This is a genomic window from Rhizobium sp. AC27/96, from assembly GCF_001692325.1.
GTDB lineage: Bacteria > Pseudomonadota > Alphaproteobacteria > Rhizobiales > Rhizobiaceae > Rhizobium.
Window position 1 is genome coordinate 139,164 of the sequence record NZ_LXKN01000018.1, and the last position, 25,339, is coordinate 164,502.

The following is a 25,339-nucleotide window of genomic DNA, read 5'->3' on the forward strand; positions in this document are numbered from 1 at the left end:
ACGGGGCTTGTCTTGTCTGTCACGTTGGCCTCTGACGCTGAGCCTTGCGGATTGTATCTGCCGCAGCGAATGTCATGCTAGGAAAGGATAAAAATAACAGTTCGCTATCGGTATTTCTGAAAGCTGCGCCTGATGTTCGGACTATGTGCCGCCATCGGGCTTGGGGATGGGGACGCCGTTTCCGGCGCCCCCGATTTCATTACTCGGACAGAACGAACGGTGCGGTGTACTTGTCGACATTGTCCTTGGTGATCAGGATGCAATCGAAAAGCTGCTTTTCGCTCGAAGCGCCGGTCTTGCCGGTCTTGATGAAGCTGTCAGCCTGCTTGACCGCCTGTTCGGAGAACACGGCAACCGGCTGCAGAACGGTGTACTGCAGTTCGCCAGCCTTGATGGCCGCAACAGCATCAGGCGAACCGTCGAAACCGCCGACCTTGACGTTGGCGAGCTTGCCGGCTTCCTTGAGAGCGGCAATCGCACCGAGCGCCATTTCGTCATTGCCGGAGATCACGCCGATGATATCCGGGTGAGCCTGCAGCATGGACTGCATCTTGTTGTGGCCCTGGGTGCGGTCCCAGTTGGCAACTTCCTTGGCAACCTTCTGCAGGTCCGGGTACTGCGTCAGAACGGTTTCATAGCCGTTCGAACGGGTAGCGGCATTGTTGTCGGAAGGCGAGCCGAAGAGTTCGGCATACTTGCCCTTGTCACCAACAGCTTCGACCCACTGCTGCGCACCGACGGCGGCGCCCTGGGCGTTGTTGGAGACGAGCTGTGCCTTGGCGAGGCCTTCCTGGTTGATTTCAGCATTGACCAGGAAAACCGGGATACCGGCAGCAACGGCCTTCTTGACCGCACCCACGGAACCGTCAGCATTAGCCGGGTCGAGGATGATGGCGACCGACTTGTTGGTGATGGCCGTGTCGATCAGGTTGCTTTCGGTGTTGGTATCGCCCTTGTGAGCGCCGACCGTCGCGGTGTAGCCGAGCTTTTCAGCCGTCGCCTTGGCGATATTGCCTTCCGTCAGCCAGTAGGGGTTCGACGGGTCGTTGACGATGATCGTCATCTGGCCGGCGGCCCATGCTGCTCCCGTCAGAAGCGGTGCAACGGCGACCGCTGCCATGACAATGCGCAAACCTTTTTTAAACATTAGTCTCTCTCCCTTTGATGAGCTCAGATGATACCGGCGAACCGGCGGTTCTTTCTCCGACCGGTTATTTTCACCGGTCGGTGATAAGTTCATGCAAGACGTCAGCTGGATTTGGTCCGACGTCCGTATTGGATGCTGTTCATGAGCACGGCGAGCACGATGACCGCGCCGGTAAAGACCGTCTGCCAGTAGGCCGACACCCCGATGATCACCAGGCCATCTGCCAGGAAGCCGATGACGAAGGCGCCGAGCATGGTGCCACGCACCGTGCCGCGGCCGCCTGTCAATGCGGCGCCGCCGATGACGACAGCAGCAATCGCGGTCAGCTCATAGCTGGTCCCGGCGTTCGGACCGGCCGATGTCAGCTGCGACGACAGCACGAGGCCGGCAATGGCGGCGCAGACGCCTGAGAGAACATAGACGGCAATCTTGACCTGCTTGACTGGAACGCCGGAAAGATCGGCGGCGCGCTCGTTACCCCCCGAGGCGTAGAGCCAGCGTCCGAAGGCTGTGCGGCTGAGAACGATGCCGCAAATGATGGCGAGCGCTGCGAGTACGATGACACCGATCGGCACGCCGGCGAGGCGGTTGAAGCCCAGCCAGTTGAAACCGGTATTGCCGAGATCGGGATTGCCGCCGAGATTGTTATAGGTGAGGCCGTTGGTCATCAACAATGCGATACCGCGAGCGACGTAGAGCACACCGAGCGAAGCGACGAAGGCCGGGACGCGCAAATAGGCGATGAGCACGCCGTTGACCGCGCCGACGACACCGCCCAGCACACAGGTGATGATCACCACGGCCCAGACCGGCGGATAGAGGATTACGCCGAAGCTCGAAAGCGTGACGCCCTGCATCAGGAAGCCGGCGATACAGCCGGCAAGACCAAGCGTCGAGCCGACCGAGAGGTCGATGCCGCCGTTGAGAATGACGAGCAACATGCCGATAGCCAGAATGCCGAAGATGGCCACATGCGAGGCCATGGTCAGGAAGTTGCTGAGCGAGAAGTAGTAGGGCGACAGGAAGGAGAAGACCGCGATGATGACGATCAGCGCGAAGAAGGCGCGCCCCTCGAGGATCAGGCGCACGAGACTGAAATTCCGCCGCTGTCCGTTGGAAACTGGCTTTTTATCTGTGATGTTCGTGACTGACATAATCAGTGCTCCATGAATGCGGCTAGTGCGCGACCACTGCTTCGCCCGAGGCGGCCATGATCTTCTCTTTGGGGACGTCGGGACCGAATTCGGCTGAAATCTTGCCGCGGTGCATGACGATGATGCGATGGGCGATGCTGAGGCATTCGGCGACTTCCGAGGTCGAATAGATCACCGCCAGGCCTTCCTTGGCGCGCTCGGCCAGCAGCTTGAAGACTTCGGCCTTGGCACCGATGTCGATGCCCCGGCTCGGCTCGTCGAGCAGGATCACCTTCGGCTGCGTCGCCAGCATCTTGCCGATGACCACCTTCTGCTGGTTGCCGCCCGAAAGCGAGCCGATCGCAGCGTCGCCACCGTCGGTCTTGATGTGAACCTTGCGGATGGACTCGTTGACCAACGTCCGCTCGCGCCCGCTTGACGTAAAGAGGCCCTTGGTGAAAGCGCCGATGCTGGCGAGCGACAGGTTAGAGCCAACGGTCATCGTCTGGACCAGACCGTCGCGCTGCCGGTCCTCGGGCACGAGAACCAGGCCCTGGCCAATGCGGCCGGCGATGCTGAGATTGCCGAGATCGTTCTTGCCCAGCAATACGCGACCGCCGCTTGATTTCAGCCGTCCTGCGACGCATTCGAGCAGTTCCGTGCGGCCGGCTCCCATGAGCCCGTAAATGCAGACGATCTCGCCGGCGCGAACCTGCAGCGACATCCGGTCGACGGCCTTATAGGCAGCGCCCGACGGGCCGGGAACTGTGAGATTGTCGATCGTCAAAGCTACGTCGCCCATCGTGTAACCGCTTGGCGGGCTGCCGAGATCGAAATTCTCGCCGACCATGTTGCGCACGATCCATTCGAGATCGATGTCCTTGCGCTCGGCATAGGCCGTCATGGCACCATCGCGCAGAACGACCGCATGGTTGGTGATCTGCAGCGCTTCTTCGAGGTGGTGCGAGATGTAGACGATGGATACGCCACGGGCCGTCAGGTCGCGAATGACCTTGAACAGAACCTCGACTTCCGTGGCGCTGAGCGCCGATGTCGGCTCGTCCATGATCAGGATGCGCGAGTTGACCGAAAGCGCGCGGGCGATTTCGACGATCTGCTGCTGGCCGAGGCGCAGATCCTCGACTGGCGTCAGCGGGTCGATATGCTCTTCCAGCTCTTCCATCAGCGCCCGGGTCTGGCGCTCTTCCTCGGCGAAATCGACTGCGCCACCCTTCATGATCTCCCGACCCATGAAGATGTTGTCGCGGACGCTGAGATTGGGCGCGAGGCTCAATTCCTGGTGAATGATGGAGATGCCGCAGGAGCGCGCATGCGTCGAGGAGGCAAACGAGATCGGGGTGCCATCGAGGATGATTTCGCCCGATGTCGGCTGTATCACGCCGGAGAGGATCTTCATCAGCGTCGACTTGCCGGCGCCGTTTTCGCCGAACAGTGTCGTGACTTCGCCGCGGCGGATGTCGAAGTTCACACCCTTCAGCGCGTGAACATTGCCATAGGACTTTGCGATATTGCGGGCGGCGAGAACGACTTCGCCCGTGCCGGCGTCTTTCTCTTGCGTCTGGCTCATTTCACATCGACCTTTACAGGAGTGACGAGCCAGTTCTTGGGGTTGATAAGCTTGAATACGCCGACGACGGTTGCCGTCTTGCCGGTCAGTTTCTCCGGGTCGAGGCTGGCGAGCGTCGCCTTCTTCATCTCGTTGTTGATGGCCGAGCCGGCATCCTGATATTCGATCTGATTGGTGAACTGGCCGAATGCGATCTTGCCGGTGGCATCGCGCAGATCGGTGCCGTTGATCGCCGGGCCGGTCTGTACGCGAACGGTTACGCCGTCGGGCATTCCCTCGACCTTGAAGTCGTTCAGATTGGCCTTGCGGTCACCAAACGTGCCGGTCAGTGTGACGGGGACCACGGGGCCGGTGCTGGTGGCGACGCCGTATTTCTCGCCGGCGGCCTTCTTGTCGGCAAGCACGGCATTGGCGAGCGTCACTGCATCGACAGCGCGCTGCGAGACATTGGCCAGGACCTTCGGAAATTCCTGGGCGCCATAGGTCTCCGGCTGGAAGCCCTGTTCGCGCACATCATGGGCAGAGCCGATCTGGACCACCTTGGTATCGGCGGCGATGGCGCCAATCACGATCACGACGGCGGCGATGCCCACTGCGATCTTGAGCTTGGAGCCGGTCGGCTTGGCAGTTGCGTATTGAGTTTGCGTATTCATGTTCAAACGACCTTCGGCATATCAGCCGGATTGCCTGATGGAGAGGGAGAAAGGTGCTGGAATCCTAGCAAAGATCTAGCGGAGGCCGGGCCCGCGCATTCGGATCAGCGGACGTTCCGCTCGGCTTTGCTTCAAGCCATTACCGGAAAGAGAGTTCAACATCAGGAGCCTCCTCATCATGCAGGCGACTGTCTCCCCTGGTCGCCGGCTCGGTTTCACAAGTGGCCATTCATCCGACCATTGTGATATAAGTATGTTAATAACCGTAATTCATATGTTATAAATTTCAGAGTGTGTCAATCGCCATTTGCTGACTTCTGTGTGATGCGGATCATTCTGCAGGCGAGTGCTTCTTGCGCCAGGTGCTCTGCAGCTTCGGTTCGGCAATCTATTCCCGGAATCGCCGCCGGCCTTGAAGTTTTGGTTCATTCGCTGCGAGGGTGGTGCTATATGTAACTGATAATAAATAATAAAATTAAACGCTCCGGCGAGTTTGCCAGGCTGCGCCCAAGATTCGCTTCGGGTGGTGGTTGTCCTCGCCATTCTCTTCCCCAATTCGCCGCAATGTCTCCTCTTCGGCGTCCTGTGGGAATTGACATCACTCATTTTATATGAAAAAAATTACAATACCAGAAAAATTTTACTGCCAATATGGTATGTCTATGTTATATATCTGTGGCCACTATGTTGGATTACCGTTGCGCGCAATCCGGTGATGCGTTGGTATCGGGTGTGACTGATGCCCTATCACTATTCGTCCTTGTCCAGTCGTGAGGCAAGCGACTCGGGGTGGGTCTTGTGTCGAGGGGCGAGCCGGGAGGAATGGAAATGTTTTTGGCGGAATTGAATGCGCCTGTCGCGGGGTGCGTGATGGTGGAGTTGGCGCGCAATGCCTAAGGGTGACGGGATCATCATCGGGATCGATGCGGGAACCTCCGTTCTCAAGGCCGTGGCCTTCGAATTGTCCGGGCGGCAGATTGCGTCGGCCTCGGCGCGAAATCGCTATGAGACAGGTGACGACGGTTCGGTGACGCAGTCGCTGGATCAGACCTGGTCGGATTGCCTCAGCGCCTTGCGTGGTCTCGGAGAGAAGGTGGCGGATCTCGCCGCTCGAACCGCCGCTATTGCGGTAACGGGGCAGGGCGACGGCACCTGGCTTGTCGGTTCAGGCGATAGGCCGGTTGGTGATGCCTGGCTCTGGCTTGATGCCCGCGCGGCACCAACCGTGACGCGGCTTAGCGCGGGATCCGGTAACCGCGCGCGTTTTGAAGCGACCGGAACCGGCCTCAATACCTGCCAGCAAGGCGCACAGCTTGCCCATATGGATCGCTTCATGCCGGAGCTTCTCGATCGGACAGAGGCATCGCTGCATTGCAAGGACTGGCTCTATCTGAACCTGACCGGCGTGCGCGCGACCGATCCGTCTGAGGCAAGCTTTACCTTCGGCAACTTCCGCAACCGTCAATATGATTCGACTGTGATCGATGCGCTCGGCCTTGCACGCCGGCGTTCGCTTCTTCCCGAAATCATCGATGGCACCGAGATCAGTCATCCGTTGACCGCCGAAGCCGCCCAGGCAGCGGGATTGCTTGCGGGAACGCCGGTCTGCCTCGGCTACGTGGACATGGTCATGACCGCACTCGGCGCCGGTGTGCGAACAGGTGGCCAGAATGCCGCCTGCTCGACGATCGGTTCGACCGGCGTCCACATGCGGGCGAAGGCCGTGCCCGACGTTCAGCTCAATGCCGAGGGCACCGGCTATGTCATCGCATTGCCGATTCCGGGTATCGTTACGCAGGTTCAGACCAATATGGGCGCGACGATCAACGTCGACTGGATCTTGAGAATTGCCGCCGATCTGATGTCCGAAGGTGGGCGTGAAGTGTCCTATTCGGACCTCATTCCGCGCATCGATGCCTGGTTTGCCGAAAGCCGCCCGACCAATCTTCTCTATCATCCATACATCTCGGAAGCAGGGGAGCGTGGCCCCTTCGTCAATGCCCATGCGCGCGCCGGCTTCACAGGGCTTTCGACCCGTCATGGCTTTGCCGACATGCTGCGCGCCGTCGTCGAGGGCCTCGGCATGGCGACGCGCGATTGTTATGCGGCCATGGGCGATATGCCCTCGGAACTGCGCATTACTGGCGGCGCGGCCCGCTCACGCGCTCTGCGCGGCTCTCTATCGGCAGCCGTCAACGCACCCGTGAGGATTTCCGACCGCGAAGAAGCGGGGGCCGCCGGTGTCGCAATGATGGCTGCCGTGGCGATTGGCGCCTATCCGGACATGGACAGCTGCATCGCTGAATGGGTGACGCCGTTGCTTGGCGAAGCCGAGGCGCCGAATGCCGAGGACGTCGCTCGCTATGACAGGCTGTTCGACGCCTACAAGGACGTACGGGAAGCGATTGCGCCCGCCTGGGACAAGCTGGCGCAGCACTAGGCCGGCGCCGCCCGTGAAGTTTGATTTGATGATGCCTGAGGCATCCGAAGGAGCATGACATGACTGAACCGGAAATCTTGGATCTTTTCGTGATCGGCGGCGGCATCAATGGCGCCGGTATCGCCCGCGATGCAGCCGGCCGAGGCCTTTCGGTCATGATGTGCGAAAAGGGAGATCTCGCGGAGGGAACGTCGTCCCGCTCCGGCAAGCTGGTCCATGGCGGCCTGCGTTACCTCGAATATTACGAATTCCGCCTTGTGCGGGAAGCGCTGATCGAGCGCGAAGTGCTGCTGAACTCGGCAAGCCATATCATCTGGCCGATGCGCTTCGTGCTGCCGCATAGCCCCACGGATCGCCCGGCCTGGCTCGTGCGCCTCGGCCTCTTCCTCTATGACCATCTCGGCGGCCGCAAGAAACTGCCCGGCACACGTTCGCTCGATCTGCATCGCGATCCCGAAGGAGCGCCGATTCTCGATCAATATTCCAAGGGGTTCGAATATTCTGACTGTTGGGTTGATGATGCCCGGCTTGTCGTCCTCAATGCGCTGGATGCCGCCGCCAAAGGTGCGCAGATCCTGACGCGCACGGCCTGCATCAGCGCTCGCCGGGAAGAGGGCAACTGGACGATCCAGATCCGCGATGGGCATTCCGGCGAAGTGCGCACGGTACGCGCCAAGGTTCTGGTGAATGCCTCAGGCCCCTGGGTCAACGATATCATCAACCGCGTCGCAGGCTCCAACAGCCGCCGCAGCGTTCGTCTGGTCAAGGGCAGCCATATCATCGTTCCAAAATTTTGGAACGGGCCGCACGCCTATCTGGTGCAGAACCATGACAAGCGCGTGATCTTCATCAACCCCTACGAGGGTGACAAGGCGCTGATCGGCACCACCGATATTCCCTATGAGGGCAAGCCTGAAGAGGTGAAGGCCGACGAGACGGAAATCGATTATCTGATCACTGCCGTCAATCGCTATTTCAAGGAAAAGCTGCGTCGCTCCGACGTGCTGGAAAGCTTCTCCGGCGTTCGCCCGCTGTTCGATGATGGCAAGGGAAATCCTTCGGCCGTGACGCGCGATTATGTCTTTGACCTCGACGAGACGGGCGGTGCGCCGCTCCTCAATGTCTTCGGCGGCAAGATCACCACATTCCGCAAGCTCTCCGAGCACGCGATGCAGAAGCTCGCCAAGTTCTTCCCGAAGATGGGCGGCGACTGGACGCGCGATGCCAAGCTTCCGGGCGGTGACATTCCAAACGCCGACTATGTGGCTTTTGCCGAGTCCCTGCGCTCCGCCTATCCCTGGATGCCGCGAGCGCTGTTGAACCATTACGGACATCTCTACGGTGCCCGCACCAAACAGATCGTCGGGAACGCGACTTCGCTGGAAGGGCTCGGCCGGCATTTCGGCGGCAATCTCTACGAGGCGGAAGCCCGTTATCTCGCCGCTTCGGAATGGGCGCAGACCGCAGAAGACGTCATCAAGCGCCGTACCAAGGAGGGGCTGCGCATGACGGCTGAGGAGAAGGCAGCATTCTCCGCCTGGTTCGACGCCGAACTGGCGCTGGCCGCCTGACCCATTCGATCATTGCCGGGAACCGATATCCATGCCCTTGACGCTTTCACTCAATACGAACCCGCTGGTAAACCGCTTTGCGGAACCCGCCGACCTGATCGAAACGGTGGCGCGGGATTTGCGCATCCGCGATCTGCAGCTGACGCATGAATTCATCAATCCCAGCTGGCAGGCTCCGATTATTCGCCGTTTGACGCGCGATATGCAGGCAGCTCTGAGACGCACCGGCGTTCGCGTCACCTCGGGCATGACCGGCCCCTATGGCCGTCTCAACCATTTCGGCCATCCGGATCAGGATGTGCGGCGCTACTATGTCGATTGGTTCAAGACCTTTGCCGATATTACGGCTGATCTCGGCGGCCATTCGGTCGGCACGCAATTCGCGATCTTCACCTATAAGGATTACGACGATCCGGCACGCCGCGAAGAGCTGATCAAGATTGCCATCGACTGCTGGGGCGAGGTGGCAGAGCATGCGCGCGCCGCCGGCCTCTCCTACGTATTCTGGGAACCGATGAGCATCGGCCGTGAATTCGGCGAGACCATCGAATCCTGCCTGGCGCTGCAGGATCGGCTGACGAAGGCGCAGCTTGCCGTGCCGATGCGGATGATGGCCGATATCGACCATGGCGACGTGACCTCGGCCAATCCAGACGATTACGATCCCTATGCCTGGGCGCGCGCCGTTCCCAAAGTGTCGCCGATCATCCATATCAAGCAGAGCTTGATGGACAAAGGCGGCCATCGGCCCTTTACTGCCGAGTTCAACGCCAAGGGCCGTATCCAGCCGGCGCCGCTGCTGGAAGCTTTCGCCAAGGGTGGCGCCAAGGACAACGAGATCTGCCTGGAATTGTCGTTCAAGGAGCGCGAGCCCAACGATCGTGAGGTCATCTCGCAGATCGCCGAAAGTATCGCCTTCTGGGCGCCTCATATCGACACGGGCGTCAGTGACTTGCATATCTAGCCGCAGAAGCAACTGAGTCCCGATTCTGCAGTCAAATCAGTGATGAGGTGATGTCGGAGGAAACAAGTCGGGATCTGACGCAAGCGGGTGGAGTAATATGCGCAACGAAACGAAGAGGAACGGTCGATGACGGATGCTGACGCTTCGCTGGCCGTGCGGGCGGCCTGGTTGCACTATGCTGGGGGATTGACGCAGTCCGAGGTGGCCAAGCGCCTTGGCGTTCCCTCGGTCAAGGCGCATCGGCTGATCGCACGCGCGGTTGCCGAAGGTGTCGTCAAGGTGACGATCGACGGCGACATTGTCGAATGCGTTGAGCTTGAAACGGAACTCGCGGCACGTTTTGGCCTGCAATATTGCGAGGTGGCGCCCGACCTCGGCGAGGAAGGCTTCGAATTCCGCGCCCTTGGGCAGGCGGGTGCCGGCTTTTTGCGGCGTGAGATCGAGAGCGGCAACAACAAGGTCATCGGCCTCGGCCATGGCCGTACGTTGTCGTCTGCCGTCCATCATCTGTCTCGCGTCAATGCCAAGGACCTGCGCTTCGTCTCTCTGCTCGGCGGTTTGACGCGAAACTACGCCGCCAACCCCTATGACGTGATGCATCGCATCGCAGAGAAGACGGGCATGCAGGCGCATGTGATGCCGGTGCCGTTCTTTGCCAACACGCACGAGGATCGCGATGTGCTGCTGGCGCAGCGCGGCGTCAAGGAAGTCTTCGAGCTCGCAAACGGCGCCGAGCTGAAACTCGTCGGCTTGGGCACGGTCGATACGGATGCTCAACTCGTGCTCTCGGGCATGGTGGAACCACGCGAGATCAAGGAAGTCACCGCCGCCGGCGGCGTCGGCGAAATCCTCGGCCACTTCTTCGATGCCGATGGCAATATCATTGAGACGACGCTGACGGCGCGAACGCTGTCGGCATCGCTGCCGCGTTCGAAGAAGGAGCGGCTGGTGGCGCTCTCGGGCGGCCTGCCGAAGGTGGAGGCTATCCGGGCGGTTCTGAAGAGCCGCTGTCTCTATGGCTTGATCACGGACGAAAGAACAGCGAGAGCCCTGCTGAAGACCTAACCTGGCTTCAGCTCAAACAACATAATTTCATCTCAATATCACAATTGAAATGTTGAATTGAGAGATTCTAATGTTATATCTTGTTCATTACCATTCGGGCCAATGGCCGGAGGGCAAGGTGAAACGAGAAGAGCGCCAGCAAGCGATTATCAATCTGCTCATCGAGCACAAGACCGTCGATCTCGATGATCTGGCCGATCGCTTCACCGTGTCCAAGATGACTATTCATCGCGACCTCGACGATCTCGAGCAGGCCGGCGTGCTGCGCAAGGTCCGCGGTGGCGCGACGATCGATGCCGGCACGCAGTTTGAAAGCGATTTTCGCTTTCGCGAGCGGCAAGGGCACGACGAAAAGCTGAGCATGGCGCATTGCGCGCTGGAACTGGTCGAGCCCGGCATGACTGTCATGGTCAATGATGGATCGATGGCGGCCGTTCTGGGCGAGATGCTGCTGCAGAAGCGGCCTCTAACGTTGATCACCAACAATGCCGCCATCATAGATCGCATGAAGAACGAAAGTGGCATCACGCTGATCGCGCTTGGCGGCATCTATTCCGCCAAGTTCAACGCCTTTCTGGGCGTCGTCACCGAGGAGGCGCTGTCGCGGCTACGCGCCGATATCGCCTTCCTGTCGACGCCGGCCATATCGGGCAGGCTCGCCTATCATATGGACGACAATGTCGTGCGCACAAAGCGGGCGATGATCGCGTCGGCCGCCAAGAGCTGCCTGCTCGTCAGCCATCAGCGCATAGGACACACCGCCCTGCATGTGATGGCCGATCTTGCCGATTTCGACGCGGTGATAACAGATCACGCGCCTGATGCCGCCATTCTCGAGCAATTCCGCCGTGACGGCATCACGCTTACCATTGCTTCCAATCAGGATATGACATGACAGAGACACCCCGCTATTGGATCGGCACGAGCTGGAAGATGAACAAGACGCTGGCGGAAGCACGCGCCTTTGCCGAGGCTCTGCGCGCCGCCGATGCGTTAAGGGATGGGCGCATCCAGCGCTTCATCATTCCGCCGTTTACCGCCGTGCGCGAGGTCAAGACCATTCTCTCGGAAAGCTCGGTCAAGGTCGGCGCCCAGAACATGCATTGGGCTGAGCAGGGCGCATGGACGGGTGAGATTTCGCCATTGATGCTGAGGGATTGCAATCTCGACATCGTCGAACTCGGCCATTCCGAACGCCGGGAGCATTTCGGCGAGACCAACGAGACGGTGGGCTTGAAGACCGAGGCGGCCGTTCGCCATGGCCTGATCCCGCTCATCTGCATCGGCGAGACGTTGAACGATCGCGAAAGCGGCCGCGCGACGGAGATCTTGAGCGAGCAGGTGATCGGAGCGCTCTCTAAGCTTTCCGCGCAGCAGAAGCAGGCGCAGATCCTGCTGGCCTATGAGCCGGTCTGGGCGATCGGCGAGAAGGGAATTCCCGCTGAGCCATCCTATGCTGATGCCCGCCAGGCCGAGATCATCGCAGTCGCGCAGAAGGTGCTCGGCCGGAAGATTCCATGCCTCTACGGCGGATCGGTCAATCCGCAGAATTGTGAAGAACTCATTTCCTGCCCGAATGTAGACGGGCTTTTCATCGGGCGCTCAGCCTGGAACGTCGAAGGCTATCTCGACATTCTCGCCAAGTGCGCGGCCAAACTCTAAGGAGACTACCATGAAGCTTGCAATTGCTGGAGACAGCGCCGGCGAAGGCCTCGCCAAGGTTCTTGCCGATCACCTCAAGGACCGTTTCGAAGTGAGCGAAGTATCGCGCACCGAAGACGGCCCGGATGACTTCTACGCCAACCTTGCCGACCGTGTCGCCTCCGGCGTCATCGACGGCACCTATGACAAGGCGATCCTCGTCTGCGGCACCGGCATCGGCGTCAGCATTTCCGCCAATAAGGTGCCGGGCATTCGTGCGGCCCTGACCCACGACACCTATTCGGCCGAGCGCGCTGCGCTGTCGAACAACGCCCAGATCATCACCATGGGCGCCCGCGTTATCGGCACCGAACTGGCCAAGGCCATTGCGGACGCTTTCCTGGCCCAGACCTTCGACGAGAAGGGCCGGTCCGCTGGTAACGTCAAGGCCATCAACGAGGTCGACGCGAAGTATAACGCTCGCTAAGGCCAGTCTCCCAAGACGCAGCAAGCCCGGTCGATCATCTCGGCCGGGCTTGTCTGTGTATGGTGGCTAAAGCATTTTCAGGAAAAGTGCGCAGCGGTTTTCCGTCCGGAATGCGTGGAGGAACGCTCTAGATGCGCGCCGGTTATCTTCCCGCGCGGCCTGCAAGCCATTGCTTGAACTCGACATTGATGTCCGTCTGGATGGCGCCGACGCCGGCTGCGACCAGGGCTCCCCACACAGCCTCCGGGTCCTTGAGTGCGCGGCTGTCGTTGAAATCTTGGTTGTGGGAGACATCGAGCGTGTTGATCCACAGCCGGATGTTCTGGCGTTCCAGTTCCTCGCGCCCAGCCGCCAGATCGGCAATATCGGTGAATTTCACCTCGACCATCGGCACGTGCAGCGGCTCGATCAGCCGGAGGTCTTCGGCGAACTTACCGGGCCTGACGCGGAACATCGGCATGTAAGGGATCGAGCCGAACCAATCGGCATCGCGCACGGCAAAGCTGCCGCTCTGCGGCTCGATATCCGATTTGATGATGACATTGTCTTCCACGCCAAGCCGGCGCACCGTTGCAATCACCAGCGGCAGTTCATGCGGAAACTTCGTGTCGATATTGACGAAGACGCGTCCGCGCGCCTCTTCCAGGGCTTCCTCGAGTGTTGGCACGCGCTCATCCGTCAAGGCCGCGGTTTCGCCGCCTGCGCTCACGCGAAGGCGCGCATCACGAACCGCCGCGAAGCTGCTTGCACCAACAACACCCTTGCCCGAAGTGGTGCGGTCGAGGGTGCTATCGTGCATGAGGACGAGATGCCCATCGACCGTTGCCTGCGTGTCGAGTTCGACGAATTCGACGCCAAGTTCGGCGGCGGCCCGGATTGAGTTGAGCGAATTCTCAGGCGCGGCCGACCACACGCCTCGATGCGCGATGGTAAGAATGTCCGGATTGGCGCGCGACAGAAGCTCGTAGACATCGGAAGGGCGGGACGATGGGAAGGCGGCAGTCTGGCTGGGCATGATATGGCTTTCTGGGGCGAATTGAATGTCTGATGGGTGTGGGAGGCAAAGCGAACGGTACTGGCGCCGACCCGTTGCTTGCAGGCGCCGCCAGCATGTTTTCATTAATACACGCAAAGTGTAATATTTATGACGAGCCGTATGGAATTGCAATGCTGCTGGCTTGCTGGCAGGCACGCAAGCGGCTAAAGCGCAAGCGGAAAGACCGGGATTGTATCGATGAGTGCCTTTGAAACATCTCCATTGGCGAGTGAAAATGAACGGCTCATCCTTGATATCGTTCGCCGGCACCAGCCGATTGCACGGGCGGCGATTACCGGACATACCAATCTCGCACAGCAATCGGTCCATCGTCTGATCGAGGCGCTCATATCACGCGGTTTGCTTCGCGCCGCGGCACCGCTCAAGGGTACGCGCGGCCAACCCAGCCCGACGATCGAGCTGGTAAAGGAATCGGCCTGTGCCGTCGGCATTTCCATCAACACCGATTCCGCAATCCTGTCTCTTGCCGACTTCGGCTGCAATATCATTGCGCAGGAGACGCTGAAGATGGTCCCGGGCGATCGCCAGGCAACACTTGCCACACTTTCTCGATCGCTTGAGTCGCTCCTTGAAAGGCATGGCATATCGCGCGAGCGTCTTGCCGGGCTGGGCTTTGCCATGTCGGGCTTTTTCGTTCTGGACAATCATGTCTTCAACGCTCCGGAACCCTTACGGGACTGGTCGTTGATCGATCTGCGCCCGGAACTGGAGGAAATCTTCCAACTGCCCGTCTGGCTGGAAAACAATGCGACGACCGGGGCGATCGGCGAGAGCCTGCGTGGCGTCGGGCGCCGGTGCCAGACCTTTGCCTATCTCTCCTTCAACTATGGATTTGGCGGCGGCCTCGTGCTGGAAGGCAGGCCCTATCTCGGTTTCCACGGCAATGCTGGGGAATTCAGCGTCATCTATAATCCTGACGAGTCGCCACGGCGACCGGCCCTGCAATACCTGATCACAACCCTGCGGGAGAATGGCATCAACGTAGCTTCGATCGAGGACCTGCGCCAGAACTTCGATCCGTCCTGGCCGGGCGTGCAAGACTGGCTGGATGAAACCATGCCGATGCTCGATCGATTGATCGCCACCTTGATCGGCGTGCTCGATCCGCAGGCCATCGTGTTCGGGGGACAATTGCCGGCGGAGCTTGGACGGATGATGATATCGCGTGCAAGCATGCCCTCCGGGCGTCGTCACCGCTATGGCGTGGCGCCGGCGGAGGCGCAACTGCTCCTCAGCGAAGTGAATGGGGATGCCGCCGCCACCGGCGCCGCGCTCCTGCCGTTCAAGTTCCGTTACTTTTTGTAACATAGCGGCCTTAATCGGCGCGCATTTTGATGAGCAAGGTCCTCCCGACCCCCCGCGACAAAGTGAAGGGGCGGGCATAGCCAGCCGCTCGAAGATTGCTTCGTCTCCCCCGGACAGGCGACCGGATTTCAGTTCCGCTTCATCATCGGTTCAGCGCGTTGTCAGAAGGCATTGATAGTTCACCGTCAGAGTTTGCTGGACGACCGGAAGTGGCGCGCAAGACTGCTATTATTATCGGCAATGGAAAGCTCGAGCGCGATATCTCCGCCATCGTGGAGAGCGGGCAATTCGTCATGCGTTTTAACGAGCCCAATCTTGCTGATGAGATGAGTGGTTCGCGCACGGACATGCTGATGGTGGCCGCTTCGAGCAAGACCTTGCATCGCCGGATGATCGATCCGTCTTTTCTGGACAATGCCGCGCTCAAATCCACGAGCGTGCTGATGCTCGCCTATCACCCCGAGATCATCCGCAAATATCACCCTCGACCGAATATCTTCCAGCGTTTGCGGGGGCGGCGGGCCGATTGGACCATGCATACGATTGAACTCATGGGGCATGCCGGCAAGGAAATCCGCATCCTGCCGCCGCAGTTTTACGCTGACGGTTGCGCCGAACTCGGCATTGCCGGGCCGAGGATGCACAAGGTCTTTCCAAGCACCGGCTTCCTCGGCATCTGTTATGCCTTGGCAAATTTCCCTGCATCCGATTGGGATATCAAACTATGCGGCTTCGGCTGGCAGGGATGGAAGCGACATGACTGGCAGAATGAGCGCGCATGGGTCGAGAGCAAACTGGCGGACGGCCGTATCGAGATGATCGCCTAAAGCCCGCAACGCAGGCCGGCCCGGCGCATGGGCTGCCCCGGTGGCTCGCCTCGTTACTCTCCCAGCAGGCCGCGCAACTCAGTCAGCTTGTCATTCACCAGCCAGCCGTAATAATTTTCCTCAGGCAGTTTCTTGCCGCCGGCAGCATCCGCCGCCTGCCGAAGCGCAAGTGCCCGGCGCCGTGGCTGCCCGACATTGTAAAGCGTCGCGGTCAGGCCGGGATTGTCGGAAATGTCGAAGCCCTGGGCTTTGTAGACGTCCATCGCATCCTTAACGATTGCTGCGATGTAGATGACGCTGCGGTCCGGATCCATGATGTCGCGATAGATTGCCTGCGGGTCATCGGCCGAAAGCTTCGCCAGCCCGCTAGTGGAATGGACAAGATCGGTCACTTCGAGCGCCGTTAGCGGGCTGATCTGGCCAAGACCAAAGGTCTGGCCAGCGAAGAAGGGCTGGAAGAAGGCGCGCTGGAACGTCATGTTCTCATAGGTGACGCCATCGATGACCTTGCCGCGGAAACTCTTGTCCCAGGTCTCGTCGCGGCACTCCCACAATTCCGCACTGCCCGTGAAGGCGTCGCAATGGGCGAATTCCGGCTTCTTCAGGAAGGACTGAACGGTAACGTCCTTGTAGCTGAACTTGAAATCGGACTGCGAATAGGCCAGCGCCTTGACGTAGTAGGATTTCACCCTGTTGACGATGGTGATGTTGTAGGTGTGTTCACCGACCAGGGCGCCAACGATATGGATGGGATCGATCTGATAGGCTTGCGCGGCCTTCTTGATCGACGCCATCAGATCCTTGTCGTCGCGAAGCACACCGACGATCTTCTGGTACTTTTCGTCATAGGTCGTGTTGAACGCCTTGGCCCGCAATGCCGATGTGTTGGGTATCGGCGGCTGCTCGCTATTGCGATTGCCGGGAGGCACGCTCACCAGATCGCGCCCGAGGCAGGCGCTTGTCAGTGTCAGGACAACAAGAAGACTGAGTGCCGGAATTTTCGACAGGCTTGTACGCATTCGCAAGTTAACTCTCAAAAATATTCCCCGGCACGGGGACGATCTTCATAATCGATCGGCCTGCAAAGGCAAGGGCTGGTGCTTCTTCTGCCCGGCGAATCACAATAAACTTGGGTCAGGACAGCCTGCGGCTGCAAAGACGCAAGGCGATACCGCCGCGGCGGGTTTGAGTTTGCCGTGTTCACCGTCGTGAGGGTGCCGTTGAAACATCTTGTTGTGGCAGGAAGTATCTTGCTTGCCGCCGCCCCGGGCGAGGCTCCGGCGACGATGGCCGATGTACCGGCCCTGGCCAAGGCCGCGATCGAGCGACGGATCGAAGTGCCGGCAGCCGCCATTCATATCCTGGCTGCCAAGCCCAGCGAACGTATGCCGGGTTTTGTCGTCTGCGGTCGCGTTGACACGCCCTCTACAGGAGAGGACGGTCAGCGCTTCTTCGTGATCATACCGGGCAATTTTGCTGTGCTGGATCAGGACGGCAAAAGTCTTGTCGACAGCTATTGGTCAGCCAATCACTGCGAATGAGAGGCAAACGCCTTGCTGATCATGGCGAGTTCTTCAGGCGTGCGGCCGGATTCGAGGCGAACCCAGTTGTTCGGATTGTCGGCGGACTGGCGCTTGATGAAGGTGTAGCCGGTCGCGTCCCACGCTTTGACCGTATCGGTCAGGTTGTCGAGGATCATATCGCCGTCATTCGTGCGGACCATAAGCACCAGGTGGCCTTCATTGTGCTTGTCGAGAACGACCGTGAGCAGCAATGCAGAGGGTGACCAGCCTGCTTCGACGAGCAGCTTTCTTTTCAAAAGGACATAGTCGTTGCAGTTGCCGGCGCCATCATCGGGGTAGGTCCACCAATTGATGATGCCCATTTTGTAGATGCCATAATGGTCATTGTCGCTGATGCCCTGGATCTCGTGATTGACCAGGCCGTTGATCTGCTGCAGTTGCGTCCAGCGCTCCCGGTCGATGGTGACGTTTTCGGCGCTCTTCGGTCCGGTCGCGCATTCGGCGGGTTGAGCAGCACAGAAGCCGGCCCAGCCTACGGGTACGCTCGCATCCGTAATGACACTCGCGAACTGGTGCGCATTGGTTGCGGCCAAGTTTGCCACGGGTTTGGCTGTTGTCGCGGTCGAGAACAACAGACCGGCAACGAAGAGAAAGCTTGCAGCGGCTAGAAACGAACGCATACTCGGCTCCATGAACTGGGGCCATGAAATCCGACGCGGTCAAATTTATTCGGAACAAGATTATTCGCATTTTAGCGAAGCAGCGTTTTTCGGGGGACGGGCACGCTTCGCGCACGAGCCTGGGCGCCGAATTTGTGATTTTGCCCGGACGGAGGCCGGGAGGTCCCTGGGGCTGTTACGCGCCGTCGCTGGAAAAAGATATGTTATTTCATCGACATATCATGATTGCTGAAGTGTTTCGAACGCGTTTATGATTTGCTTACTTCAAATACGAATCTCCGGCACCGAGCGCATGGAGAGCAGCCGGGGAACATTAAGGGACGCTTATGATCGACGATATTCTCGACCAGATGACGCTTGAGGAGCAGGTTTCGCTACTTGCCGGGGCTGATTTCTGGACCACAGTGCCGGTTGAACGTCTCGGCATTCCGAAGATCAAGGTCACCGATGGTCCGAATGGTGCACGGGGTGCTGGCTCACTGGTTGCTGGCGTCAATGCGGCCTGTTTTCCCGTCGCCATTGCGCTCGGTGCAACCTGGAATCCTGCGCTCGTCGAGCGTATGGGCGTTGCGCTCGCCGGCCAGGCCAAAAGCAAGGGTGCCTCCGTCCTGTTGGCACCGACCGTCAATATTCATCGCTCCGGCCTGAACGGACGCAATTTCGAATGCTATTCGGAAGATCCGATGCTGACCGCCGAACTCGCCGTCGCCTATATCCAGGGCGTGCAGAGCCAGGGTATTGCCGCGACGATCAAGCATTTTGCCGGCAACGAATCCGAAATTGAACGGCAAACGATGTCGTCGGATATCGGCGAGCGGGCACTTCGCGAAATTTATCTGCCGCCATTCGAGCAGGCCGTGAAAAAGGCCGGCGTAATGGCGGTCATGTCCTCCTATAACAAGCTGAACGGCACCTATACCAGCGAACACCCATGGCTGTTGACGACGGTCCTGCGCGAGGAATGGGGTTTCGACGGTATCGTCATGTCCGATTGGTTCGGCTCGCATTCGACGGCGGCAACCGTCAATGCCGGCCTCGATCTGGAGATGCCGGGGCCGACGCGCGACCGCGGCGAAAAGCTCGTGCAGGCGGTGCGCGATGGTAGGGTCAAGCCTGAGACCATTCGCGCGGCCGCCGGGCGCATCCTGACATTGCTGGAGCGTGTCGGAGCCTTCGAGAAGGCGCCTGATCTGACCGAGCATGCGGTAGACTTGACGGAGGATCGCGATCTGATCCGCGAGCTTGGTTCGGAAGGTGCGGTTCTTCTGAAGAATGACGGCATCTTGCCGCTGCAGAAGACAGGGCTCGGACATGTCGCGGTCATCGGACCAAACGCTGCGGAAGCTCGCGTCATGGGTGGCGGTAGCGCCCAGATCGCCGCGCACTACAGGATCAGTCCGCTGGACGGGATCCGTGAGGCTTTGTCGAATGCCAACAGCATTCAATATGCAGCCGGTTGCCGCAACAATCGGCTCATCAATGTCTTTTCCGGCGAGATGCGCGTCGAGTATTTCCGGGGCCGGACCCTGGCAGGCTCGCCGGTGGCGGCCGAACCGGCGAACAAGGGTGAATTCTTCTGGTTCGATTTGCCATCCCCTGAGCTTGACCCCAGTGATTTCTCTGCGCGGATGACGGCTTTCTATACGCCGCTCGAAAGCGGTGAACACGTCTTCGGCATGACCAATGCAGGCCTTGCCAAGCTCTATGTTGACGGCAGGCTGGTGATCAACGGTTCAGACGGCTGGACCCGCGGCGACAATTATTTCGGCACTGCCAATGTCGAACAACGTCAGGCCATCCATCTCGAGGCCGGCCAGCGATCCCGCATCGTCGTCGAATACTGCTCTCCGGCGGCGACAGAGGAGGGCATCAACCTGACGGCCGTGCGCTTCGGCGTGGAAAAGCCTCTGGGTGAGGCGGATATGGCAGAGGCCGTCGAAACGGCATGCAAGGCGGATGTGGCATTGCTGTTCGTCGGCCGCGATGGGCAATGGGATACCGAAGGGCTCGATCTGCCCGATATGAGGCTGCCGGGCCGTCAGGAGGAGCTGATCGAAAGGGTAGCGGCGGTCAACGCCAACACCGTGGTCGTGCTGCAGACGGGAGGTCCCGTCGAGATGCCGTGGCTCGGCAAGGTCAAGGCTGTGCTGCAGATGTGGTATCCGGGCCAGGAGCTCGGTCACGCAGTTGCCGATGTTCTCTTTGGCGATGCCGAACCCGGCGGCCGCTTGCCGCAGACTTTTCCCAAGCGCCTCTCGGATAATTCCGCGATAACCGGTGATGCTTCCGTCTATCCCGGCAAGGATGGGCATGTGCACTATGCCGAGGGCGTCTTTGTCGGCTATCGTCATCATGACACGCGCGGCATAGAGCCCTTGTTCCCCTTCGGCTTCGGGCTCGGCTATACGAGCTTTTCCTGGGGCAGGGCGCAAACGTCGACAACACGGATGGCTCCGGATGGTATCACCGTCACGGTCGACATCACCAATATCGGCGGGAGAAGAGGATCCGAGCTTGTGCAGCTTTACGTGCGACCGCTCGGCTCCACAATCGAGCGGTCGGACAAGGAGTTGCGGGCTTTTGCCAAGCTTCACCTGGCGGTGGGTGAAACCGGCAAAGCCTCGCTGCTCGTCCACCCGCGCGATCTCAGCTATTTCGACGAAGAGACGAAAGCATTCCGTGCGCCTGCCGGCCTCTATGAATTGCTGGTGGCCGCCAATGCCGCGGATATCCGCTCGGCGGTCACGGTGGAGCTTGGAACGGAATGGATCGGCGAGACTACGGATCGCTCGATTTGAATTCGTGGAACAACCATCCATGAGCCACGGATAAACTGACGATGCGCGATTGTGCCGTGCATCGTCAGTTTTCGACAGGCCTTCGGTTTCGACGCGGTTGTCAGAACTCCGACCATTCCTTCGCTGCGGTAGCTGTTGCCGTCTTGACGCCAAAGGCGCGGCTCAGCCTCTGTCGGAGCGCGCGGGCCGGCGAGGCCGTCTGTTGGCCAGTGACCACCGCCGGGAGTGTTGATGACGGGCCAGCATCGAGCTTGAAGCGAGCGATCAAGCGCGCGAGATTGGCGGCTTCATTTGCCAGCGAAGTGCTGGCAGCCGTCGTCTCCTCCACCATGGCCGCATTCTTCTGGGTAACCTGATCCATCTGATTGACGGCGGTATTGACCTCGCTCAGGCCGACCGATTGCTCCCGTGCCGATGTCGCTATCTCTTCCATGTGATGGTTGATGGTCAGCACCTGGGCCTCGATCGTCTTCAAGACCGCACCGGTCTCGCTGACGAGTTTCACGCCATTGCCGACCTCCGCCGAAGACGACCGGATGAGGGCCTTGATCTCTTTTGCAGCCTGCGCGGAGCGTTGCGCCAATTCGCGCACTTCCTGCGCCACCACGGCAAAGCCCTTGCCCGCGTCACCCGCCCTTGCGGCTTCGACACCGGCGTTGAGCGCAAGGAGGTTCGTCTGGAATGCAATCTCGTCGATAACGCCGATGATGTTGGATATCTGGTTTGACGATTGTTCGATCCGGGTCATTGCATCTACGGCGCGGGCGACGACTTCTCCTGATTTCATGGCATTCACGTTCGCCTGGTTGGCTACCTGCCGGGCTTCCTCAGCCCGCTTCGATGAGCTGCCGACATTGGCGGTTATCTGGTCGAGTGCCGCTGCCGTTTCCTCCAGCGAGGCCGCTTGCTGCTCGGTGCGTCTGGAGAGATCGCTTGCGCCGTGGCTGATTTCCTGGGTCCCGCTATCAATCGTCACCGTGGCATTCGAAATTGCGGAGAGGGTTGCGCCCAGCTGCTGGATCGAGCTGTTGAAATCATGCCGCAGAGCTTCGAAATCAGCGGAAAACTCCTCGTTCAGCTGGAAGGCCAGATCACCGGATGCCAATCGCTTGAGGCCAGCAGCCAATCCGGATGTGGCCAATTGCAGTCGCTCGGCGGCATCGGCTTCCGCTTGCTGCTGCACAGCAAGCCGGTCCTGCTCGGCGCGTTGCCGACTGACTTCAGCATCGGCTTCCAAACGCCTGTTTTCAATGGCAGCTTGCCGAAAGGTCTCAACAGCGCCGGCCATCTCGCCGATCTCATCTCTGCGGTTGCTTTCGGGCACAGTTTTCGTGGTGTCGCCCGTGCTCAAGAGGGTCATATAGGCTGTCATGCGCGATAATGGCCTGATCACCCTGAGCAGGGTCAAGAGGATCGCGCTGGCGCCGATGATGATGGCGAGCCCAAGTGCGGTGAAAACCGACAGAATACTGAATTGGACGGCGGAGTTGGTGGTTTCCAGATTTTGCGTGTTGTCCGCAACGTTCTGGTCGACCTCCTGCTGAATGACCTCGCCTGCCTTGTCGTAGAGCGTCTTGCCGTCACCGAGTAGCAGAGTAATAGCTTCGCTATCCTTGCCATTGTCTTTGAGAGACTTGGCTTGCTCCCATACCTGTCGATAGGCAGCGTCGGCCTCGATATATTTTTGATAGATTGCTCGCTCGGCATCGTTGCTGAGCGTCGATTGAGAGCCTTTCAGATCTTTGTCGATCTGAGAATGTGTCTGTGCAATTTCCGACAGGATTTTCTGTTGCTTCTCCGGGGATGCAAGCATGTATCCCAAATGCTCCACTCGCAGATCGCCATAATCGGAGTTGAGCTGCCCGAGAGCCAGGACGGATGGTATGGTGTCTTCCGAGATGGAATGCGTGGCCGCGCTGATGGCAGAAAGAGAATGAAGCGCGACGACGCCTTGACCGATGGACACCGCAGCCAAGCTGCCGAAAAGACCAAATAATGTAAACCTGATGCTGATACGCATTCTATGCCGCTCCTAATAATTATAACGTGATCAAAAACATCGTATTGATGCACGGGAGCCAAGCATTCCTGCGGGTAAATATTTATTAAATTGATCTGATAACTTCAGCCGCGGCGCAACATTGGTGCGCATAATGGCCACGGCCTCGCGCAGCGGATAGGCTCAGCAAAAGTTGCAATTGCCAACGCTTGAAGCCGGCCGCATCAACCAATTGATGACGAGACGCCAAAGACATGCTCGCCAAGGCGAGCATCTTCAGCGTGTAACCGGTTTCAGCGGCGGCGCATGCGATGTGGCGGAACGCGGCCGGAGAATGGGGACGTCTGATCTTCGCCTGCGATTTCTTCCGTTTGAAAGATCTGCCCGATGGGCTGGGGTCTTCCCAGAAAGAAGCCTTGTGCTTCGTCGCAGCCCTCGACGCGGAGGATTTCCAGCTGATGGTTGGTTTCCACGCCCTCGGCCAGAACCGGGATTTCGAGGCTCTTGCCAAGGGTCAAAACGGCGCGGACGATCGCCTTTGCCTGAATGCTGTTGTCGACCTCGCTCATGAAGGAGCGATCGAGCTTGATCTTGTCGAAGGGAAACGAGCGCAAGGTGTCGAGCGAGGAATAGCCCGTTCCGAAATCGTCGATGGCAATCGTCACGCCAAGCGTCCGGATTTGTCGCAGCACATGCAGTGTCCGCGTCTTGTCGGCGATGATTGTCGACTCGGTGATCTCCAGCTCGAGTCTGGCCGGTGATAGGCCGGTTTCAAGCAAGATCGAATGGACAAGCTTGGCAAGATCCGAGTGGGCGAATTGCACAGGCGAGAGATTGACCGCGATCTTATATGGCTTGTCCCAGGAGGCGGCTTCGCGGCATGCCGTTCGCAAGACCCATTCGCCGATGACGAGGATCGTACCGCTTTCCTCGGCGATGGGAATGAATTCCGAAGGGGGCACCGCACCGCGTTCGGGATGGTTCCAGCGCAGCAGCACTTCATAGCCGCAGATGTCTCCCGTGCGCACGGAGGTCTGCACCTGATAGTGCAGGTCAAGCTGATCCAGTTCGATGGCACGGCGCAAATCCTGCGCAAGCGTGTGGCGTGCACGCGCAGCCTCGTCCATCTTGGATTCGTAGAAGCAGACGGCGCGGCCGACATCAGCCTTGGCGCGATACATTGCGAGATCGGCATTGCTGACGAGACGTTCCTGGTCGGTGCCGTCATCAGGATAGACGGCGACACCAATGCTGGCGCCGGTCGCGGTTTCGAAGTCGTCGATGCGGATGGGTTCGAAGAGGGTCTTTTCCAGTCGGGCCACGAAATCCAGAAGTTCGCCCTGGCTCTGGAACCGCTTGGCCGCGGCGAATTCATCGCCGCCGACGCGCGCAACAAACTCGCCGTCCTTGACCAGACGCAGAAGCCGACGCCCGATCGCTTTCAGCGCCTGATCGCCTGCCTTATGGCCGCGCAGGTCGTTGATTTCCTTGAAGCGATCTAGGTCGATGCCGATGACCGCAAGCTTGAGCCCGTCTTCTCTGGCATGCTCGATTTCATTATCGAGATAGTCGCTGAAGCTGCCGCGATTGGGCAGGCCGGTCAGCAGGTCGTTCAGCGCCATGTGCTGGAGTTTCTCGATGGATTCGCGCGAGGCGCGCTCGTCGATCATATAGCTGGCAACGCCCGTGCCGATGATAAGCAATCCGCCGCCAGCAACCGCGACCGCCATGGCTTTCAACGCATAGGTATCGATAATGCCGGCGCCGGTTGCCAGCGGCGTGACCGAGACGGCGGTCATTGCCGTGAAATGGAGCAGGACCACGGCAAAAACGAAAAAGACGAGTGCGGCCTGTGGCGCAAAGCGCCAGGGCCGGCGGATTGCCTGATTGAGGGCGAACACAGCGAATGCCACGGAGAGTACAACGGAGGCGATGACATAGCCCATGTCCCACTCGACGATGCCGTCGACATGATAGGCCATCATGCCCGTATAGTGCATGCCCGTGACGGCGAGGCCGACCACGGCTCCGCCCAATTCCGGCGCCACCCGTGGCAGGCGCGATAGAGTGACCGCAAAGCCTGCTGCACATCCGGCCACCGCCAGCAGAAAGGAAGCCATGGTAAGGATCGGATCGAAGGCAACGGGTGCGCCGACTTCATAGGCCAGCATGGCAACGAAATGCGTGCACCAGATCGATGACCCCGCGGCGACCCCTGTCAGAAAGATCCAGCCGCCGCGCTGAATGCCATGCGTGTTTTCGGCTCGCTTCAGCAGATTGAGCGTTATCCATCCGCCACTGACGCAGACAAATGCCGCAAGAATAACGAGCCACAGATTATGTTCTGTGACGATACATGAAAGGACGCGCACGCAGACAATCCCGAATTTGGCCACCAAGCTCGATGGCGTCGCAATATCGCGGCCGCCAGCCTGGATCAATAGCTCAGTGCTTTCACGGG

General features: G+C 59.5%; 20 protein-coding genes. 11 read left to right on the plus strand and 9 right to left on the minus strand.

Annotated elements, in window-relative coordinates; all coding sequences use genetic code 11:
• Positions 1-199: 199 nt before the first annotated feature.
• From A6U86_RS14340 to A6U86_RS14355, 4 genes are all read right to left on the minus strand, one after another.
• Positions 200-1,147: a D-ribose ABC transporter substrate-binding protein gene (locus A6U86_RS14340; protein WP_068392200.1), complete on the minus strand. Its 948-nt coding sequence runs from the start codon at positions 1,145-1,147 to the stop codon at positions 200-202.
• Positions 1,148-1,248: 101 nt separating this feature from the next.
• Positions 1,249-2,301 (minus strand): ABC transporter permease, encoded by a 1,053-nt coding sequence (locus tag A6U86_RS14345; protein WP_068392203.1) that lies wholly within the window; start codon positions 2,299-2,301, stop codon positions 1,249-1,251.
• 22 nt (positions 2,302-2,323) lie between these two features.
• Positions 2,324-3,868 carry a sugar ABC transporter ATP-binding protein gene (locus A6U86_RS14350; RefSeq protein WP_068392206.1) on the minus strand — a complete coding sequence of 515 codons (1,545 nt, stop codon included), beginning with the start codon at positions 3,866-3,868 and terminating at the stop codon, positions 2,324-2,326.
• The gene (locus tag A6U86_RS14355; protein WP_068392209.1) at positions 3,865-4,521 is read right to left on the minus strand and encodes a DUF2291 domain-containing protein; all 657 of its coding nucleotides are present in this window, start codon (positions 4,519-4,521) and stop codon (positions 3,865-3,867) included. The genes A6U86_RS14350 and A6U86_RS14355 overlap by 4 nt, the downstream gene beginning before the upstream one ends.
• Positions 4,522-5,410: 889 nt before the next feature.
• On the opposite strand from A6U86_RS14355, the gene A6U86_RS14360 reads away from it, so the two are divergent.
• The 7 genes from A6U86_RS14360 (at position 5,411) to A6U86_RS14390 (ending at position 12,689) form a co-directional block, all read left to right on the plus strand.
• Entirely contained in the window at positions 5,411-6,961 is a 1,551-nt protein-coding gene (locus tag A6U86_RS14360) for an FGGY-family carbohydrate kinase (protein WP_068392212.1), read from the plus strand.
• 59 nt (positions 6,962-7,020) lie between these two features.
• Positions 7,021-8,532 (plus strand): glycerol-3-phosphate dehydrogenase, encoded by a 1,512-nt coding sequence (locus tag A6U86_RS14365; RefSeq protein ID WP_068392214.1) that lies wholly within the window; start codon positions 7,021-7,023, stop codon positions 8,530-8,532.
• 31 nt (positions 8,533-8,563) lie between these two features.
• Positions 8,564-9,496: a sugar phosphate isomerase/epimerase gene (locus tag A6U86_RS14370; RefSeq protein WP_068392216.1), complete on the plus strand. Its 933-nt coding sequence runs from the start codon at positions 8,564-8,566 to the stop codon at positions 9,494-9,496.
• 126 nt (positions 9,497-9,622) lie between these two features.
• A complete protein-coding gene (locus A6U86_RS14375; protein ID WP_068392219.1) occupies positions 9,623-10,561 on the plus strand; it encodes a sugar-binding transcriptional regulator in 939 nt (312 codons plus the stop codon).
• A gap of 118 nt (positions 10,562-10,679) precedes the next feature.
• On the plus strand, positions 10,680-11,456 hold the full coding sequence (locus A6U86_RS14380) for a DeoR/GlpR family DNA-binding transcription regulator (protein ID WP_068393927.1): 777 nt from the start codon (positions 10,680-10,682) through the stop codon (positions 11,454-11,456).
• Positions 11,453-12,223 (plus strand): triose-phosphate isomerase, encoded by a 771-nt coding sequence (locus tag A6U86_RS14385; protein WP_068392222.1) that lies wholly within the window; start codon positions 11,453-11,455, stop codon positions 12,221-12,223. The genes A6U86_RS14380 and A6U86_RS14385 overlap by 4 nt, the downstream gene beginning before the upstream one ends.
• A 10-nt stretch (positions 12,224-12,233) precedes the next feature.
• Entirely contained in the window at positions 12,234-12,689 is a 456-nt protein-coding gene (locus tag A6U86_RS14390; protein ID WP_068392225.1) for an RpiB/LacA/LacB family sugar-phosphate isomerase, read from the plus strand.
• Positions 12,690-12,831: 142 nt separating this feature from the next.
• On the opposite strand, the gene A6U86_RS14395 is transcribed toward A6U86_RS14390, so the two are convergent.
• A complete protein-coding gene (locus tag A6U86_RS14395; protein ID WP_068392230.1) occupies positions 12,832-13,704 on the minus strand; it encodes a glycerophosphodiester phosphodiesterase family protein in 873 nt (290 codons plus the stop codon).
• Positions 13,705-13,923: 219 nt separating this feature from the next.
• Between A6U86_RS14395 and A6U86_RS14405 the strand changes: the two genes are divergently transcribed.
• Both A6U86_RS14405 and A6U86_RS14410 read left to right on the plus strand, forming a co-directional pair.
• Complete coding sequence (locus tag A6U86_RS14405) at positions 13,924-15,051, plus strand: ROK family protein (protein ID WP_068392236.1); 1,128 nt, start codon at positions 13,924-13,926, stop codon at positions 15,049-15,051.
• 209 nt (positions 15,052-15,260) lie between these two features.
• Positions 15,261-15,878 (plus strand): hypothetical protein, encoded by a 618-nt coding sequence (locus A6U86_RS14410; RefSeq protein WP_068392240.1) that lies wholly within the window; start codon positions 15,261-15,263, stop codon positions 15,876-15,878.
• 53 nt (positions 15,879-15,931) lie between these two features.
• On the opposite strand, the gene A6U86_RS14415 is transcribed toward A6U86_RS14410, so the two are convergent.
• Positions 15,932-16,897 carry a DUF1402 family protein gene (locus A6U86_RS14415; protein ID WP_068392243.1) on the minus strand — a complete coding sequence of 322 codons (966 nt, stop codon included), beginning with the start codon at positions 16,895-16,897 and terminating at the stop codon, positions 15,932-15,934.
• 177 nt (positions 16,898-17,074) lie between these two features.
• Here A6U86_RS14415 and A6U86_RS14420 point away from each other — a divergent pair, with 177 nt between their 5' ends.
• On the plus strand, positions 17,075-17,419 hold the full coding sequence (locus A6U86_RS14420; RefSeq protein ID WP_244509937.1) for a hypothetical protein: 345 nt from the start codon (positions 17,075-17,077) through the stop codon (positions 17,417-17,419).
• On the opposite strand, the gene A6U86_RS14425 is transcribed toward A6U86_RS14420, so the two are convergent.
• Positions 17,407-18,081 carry a transglutaminase-like cysteine peptidase gene (locus tag A6U86_RS14425; protein WP_068392248.1) on the minus strand — a complete coding sequence of 225 codons (675 nt, stop codon included), beginning with the start codon at positions 18,079-18,081 and terminating at the stop codon, positions 17,407-17,409. The genes A6U86_RS14420 and A6U86_RS14425 overlap by 13 nt on opposite strands.
• Before the next feature lie 326 nt (positions 18,082-18,407).
• On the opposite strand from A6U86_RS14425, the gene A6U86_RS14430 reads away from it, so the two are divergent.
• Entirely contained in the window at positions 18,408-20,879 is a 2,472-nt protein-coding gene (locus A6U86_RS14430; protein ID WP_068392251.1) for a glycoside hydrolase family 3 C-terminal domain-containing protein, read from the plus strand.
• 100 nt (positions 20,880-20,979) lie between these two features.
• Here A6U86_RS14430 and A6U86_RS14435 read toward each other — a convergent pair whose 3' ends face one another.
• Both A6U86_RS14435 and A6U86_RS14440 read right to left on the minus strand, forming a co-directional pair.
• The gene (locus tag A6U86_RS14435; protein WP_068392254.1) at positions 20,980-22,899 is read right to left on the minus strand and encodes a methyl-accepting chemotaxis protein; all 1,920 of its coding nucleotides are present in this window, start codon (positions 22,897-22,899) and stop codon (positions 20,980-20,982) included.
• Between the two features lie 272 nt (positions 22,900-23,171).
• Entirely contained in the window at positions 23,172-25,250 is a 2,079-nt protein-coding gene (locus A6U86_RS14440; RefSeq protein ID WP_068393928.1) for a bifunctional diguanylate cyclase/phosphodiesterase, read from the minus strand.
• Between the last annotated feature and the right edge of the window lie 89 nt (positions 25,251-25,339).